The organism is Streptomyces sp. FH025 (assembly GCF_017427025.1).
Classification (GTDB): Bacteria; Actinomycetota; Actinomycetes; order Streptomycetales; family Streptomycetaceae; genus Kitasatospora.
In genome coordinates, this window is the sequence record NZ_JAFLNG010000767.1 from 1 (window position 1) to 3,446 (window position 3,446).

At 70.5% G+C, this 3,446-nt stretch carries 4 protein-coding genes; 3 read left to right on the forward strand and 1 reads right to left on the reverse strand.

Going from position 1 to position 3,446, the window contains the following annotated elements:
• Window positions 1-948: M20 family metallopeptidase (locus J0670_RS33510; protein WP_207816000.1), on the forward strand; the 948-nt coding region annotated here is incomplete at its 5' end.
• A gap of 200 nt (window positions 949-1,148) precedes the next feature.
• Here the strand turns inward: J0670_RS33510 and tnpA are convergent.
• Entirely contained in the window at window positions 1,149-1,565 is a 417-nt protein-coding gene (gene tnpA, locus J0670_RS33515; RefSeq protein ID WP_207816007.1) for an IS200/IS605 family transposase, read from the reverse strand.
• A gap of 24 nt (window positions 1,566-1,589) precedes the next feature.
• On the opposite strand from tnpA, the gene J0670_RS33520 reads away from it, so the two are divergent.
• Both J0670_RS33520 and J0670_RS33525 read left to right on the forward strand, forming a co-directional pair.
• Window positions 1,590-2,813: an RNA-guided endonuclease TnpB family protein gene (locus tag J0670_RS33520; protein WP_207816009.1), complete on the forward strand. Its 1,224-nt coding sequence runs from the start codon at window positions 1,590-1,592 to the stop codon at window positions 2,811-2,813.
• Between the two features lie 61 nt (window positions 2,814-2,874).
• The gene (locus tag J0670_RS33525; RefSeq protein ID WP_207816010.1) at window positions 2,875-3,264 is read left to right on the forward strand and encodes a hypothetical protein; all 390 of its coding nucleotides are present in this window, start codon (window positions 2,875-2,877) and stop codon (window positions 3,262-3,264) included.
• Window positions 3,265-3,446 lie beyond the last annotated feature (182 nt).

A 3,446-nucleotide genomic window follows, 5' to 3' on the forward strand; every position in this document is an offset into this window, starting at 1 on the left:
ACGAGCGGCCTGCCGTACGCGTCGAAGACGGCCGGGGCGATGCACGCCTGCGGGCACGACCTGCACGTCGCCGCACTGGTCGGCGCGGCGCGGCTGCTGACGGGGCGCCGGCAGGAGCTGGCCGGTTCGGTCGTCCTCATGTTCCAGCCCGGCGAGGAGGGCCACGGCGGAGCCCGACTGATGGTCGACGAGGGCGTCCTGGACGCGGCGGGCGAGCGCGTCGTCGCCGCCTACGCGCTCCACGTCACCTCGGCGCTGCTGCCCGCCGGCCACGTCACCTCCCGCCCGGGCCCGATCATGGCCGCCTCCGACACCCTTGAGGCCACCTTCCGCGGCCGCGGCGGCCACGGCTCCATGCCGCACACGGCGCTCGACCCGCTGCCGGCCGCGTGCGAGGCCGTGCCGGCCCTGCAGACGATGGTCACCCGGCGCTTCGACGCCTTCGACCCGGTGGTCGTCACCGTCGGCACGTTCCACGCCGGCAGCATGGCCAACGTCATCCCGGAGAGCGCGGCCTTCGCCGCGACGATCCGCTCCTTCTCGCAGGAGGCCCGCGCCAGGGTCGGACGGGAGGCCCTGCGCCTGGTGCGCGGGATCGGCGAGGCGCACGGCATCGCGGTGCAGGCGCGGATCGTCGAAGGCTACCCGGTGACGGTCAACGATCCGGGCGAGGCCTCCTTCGCGGCGCGCGTGGTCACCGATGTCCTGGGCGAGGGCCGCTACAGCGAGATGCCGCACCCGATCGCGGGCTCGGAGGACTTCGGCGTGCTGGACAAGCTGGTGCCCTCCGCCTACTTGATGCTCGGAGCCACCCCGGCCGGCCGCGACCCGCTCACCGCGCCGTACAACCACGCACCGCAGGCGGAGTTCGACGACTCGGTGCTGGGCGACGCGGCGGCCCTGCTGGCGGGCCTGGCGCTGGGACGGCTGGCCCGGGGCGCCGCTTGACGTTCCGTCACCATCCCTTCGCCCGACCGTTCGACCACCGTCGGGGCGTTCGCACGGTCGGGCGGGGCGGACCCCGGAGATGGGGGATGATGGAGGTGTTCCGGTGACCAGGATGCTTCGGGCGTAAGCCCGGTCGTTTAGGGTCGGGATAGCCTGTACGCCGTGAGGCGTGGAGCGAACCGCCCTCGGGCCGCAGCGTGTCATGCGGGCCGTTGCTGCTGCTCGATGTACTGCTTGACGATCGACAGCGGGGCACCTCCGCAGGATGCGGCGAAGTACGACGGCGACCAGAGGTGTCCGTGCATGACGGCCCGGTTCACGCGGCCGGTGAAGTCGCGTCGAAGGTTGCGGGCGGACGCGCCCTTGAGGCTGTTCACCAGGCCGGACACGGACATCTTCGGCAGGTAGGTGATCAGCAGGTGCACGTGGTCCTTCTCGCCGTTGAAGTCCTTCAGTTCCGCTTCGAAGTCCTGGCAGGCCTTCCGCGTGGTTTTCTCGCAGGCCGTCAGCATCTCGTCGTCCAGGGCTTTGCGCTGGTATTTCGTTACGAAGACCGAATGCACATGCATGGCCGAAGCCACGCTCCGGCCTCGTCGATACTCCGTCAGTTCAGTCATGGGCCAAGCGGTATGGTCGTGCGTGTGCAGCTCAGGTACAACTACCGTGTGTATCCCGAGCCCGGTCAGCGCATGGCGCTGGCCAGGGCGTTCGGGTGTGCCCGCGTGGTCTTCAACGACGGCCTTCGGGCACGTCGGGAAGCCCACGCGTCGGGGCTGCCGTACATCAAGGACGCCGACTTGCAGAAGCAGGTCATCACTTCCGCGAAGCGCACCGAGGAGAGGGCGTGGCTGGGCGAGGTGTCGTCGGTGGTGCTGGTGCAGTCCCTGCGGGACCTGCACACCGCCTACCGGAACTTCTTCTCCTGCGTCACCGGCCAGCGCAAGGGCGCGAAGGTCGCACCGCCCCGCTTCAAGTCGAAGCGGGACAGCAGGCAGAGCATCCGGCTCACCGCGAACGGCTTCTGCCTGCGCGACAACGGAAAGCTGTACATAGCCAAGGTCGGAGACCTCGCCATCCGCTGGTCCCGGCCGCTGCCGGCCGTACCCACCTCGGTCACGGTCACCAAGGACGCCACCGACCGGTACTGGGTCTCCTTCGTCGTGGACACCGAGCCCGCGATCCTTCCCGAGACCACGCCCGAGACCGGTATTGACCTCGGCCTCACCCACTTCGCGGTCCTCTCCGACGGCCGCAAGGTGGACAGCCCGAAGTTCCTGCGCCGCGCCGAGAAGAAGCTCAAGCGGATGCAGAAGGCCCTCAGCCGTAAGGCCGAGGGCAGCAACAACCGGGCGAAGGCCCGTAAGAAGGTCGCCCGGCAGCACGCCCGCGTAGCGGACAGGCGCAGGGACTGGCACCACAAGCTCTCCACGGCGATCATCCGCGATACCCAAGCGGTGTATGTCGAAGACCTCGCGGTCAGGGGGCTTGCCCGGACCCGTCTCGCCAAGTCCGTGCACGACGCCGGATGGTCCGCCTTCGTCGCCATGCTGGAGTACAAGGCCATCAGGCACGGCCGCCACTTCGGCAGGATCGGCCGGTTCGAGCCCACCTCTCAGGTCTGCTCGGCCTGCGGCATCAAGGACGGCCCCAAGCCCCTCACGGTCCGCGAGTGGACCTGCCGGGACTGCGGGACCGTCCACGACCGCGATGTGAACGCCGCACGCAACATCCTGGCCGCCGGACGGGCGGACAGGCTAAACGCCTCGCGGAGCGCAGGTAAGACCGGACCCGTTCCGGCGCAGCGCGTTGAAGCAGGAACCCACCGAGACGGTCAGACGACCGTGGTAGGAATCCCGGCCCCATAGGGCCGGGAGGACGTCAAGGGGGAGCGTGTACCGGAGCAGTCGGCGGGGCAGGGGGCGTTGCATGGAGATCGTTGTCAGTGCGGGGATTGCCGGGGGCGCGTGGCCGGAACTGATGCCGGACCGGCGGCCGGTGCTGGTGGTGCCCGCCGCGGTGGCCAACCCGGTGGTGGCGGAGGAGGGCTGGGTGCGCGACGCGGGCGCCCTGGAGCAGGACCCGGCGCCCGGCTGGTCCATCGCCGCGGACCCGCCGCACCTGACGGTGCGCCGGCCGGCCGGTGAACCGTGGTTCGACGGCCGGATCACGGCCGGCCGCGAGTGGTGGCGCGCCCTGCGCGCGTACGAGACCCTGCTGGTGGTGACCGGCCCGTTCACCGGCGTCCTCGACTTCCGGCCCGCGGCGGCGGCCGGCGCCCTCGCACTGCTGACCGTGCGCACTGTTACAGAGGAGTGACAATCCGTCCACAACCGATCGGGGGTGGGGGAGCGTCCCTGCGAACGACACAGTGCCCGAAGCCGCGCCGGTCGCGTCCCTCGGGCCGAACGACCACCTCCCCCTGAAAGGGGTGCACTCGTGATCGTCTCTCAGCGGAACTCCCTGCGCCTGGCCGCCGTGGCCGCCATCGGCGCGCTCGT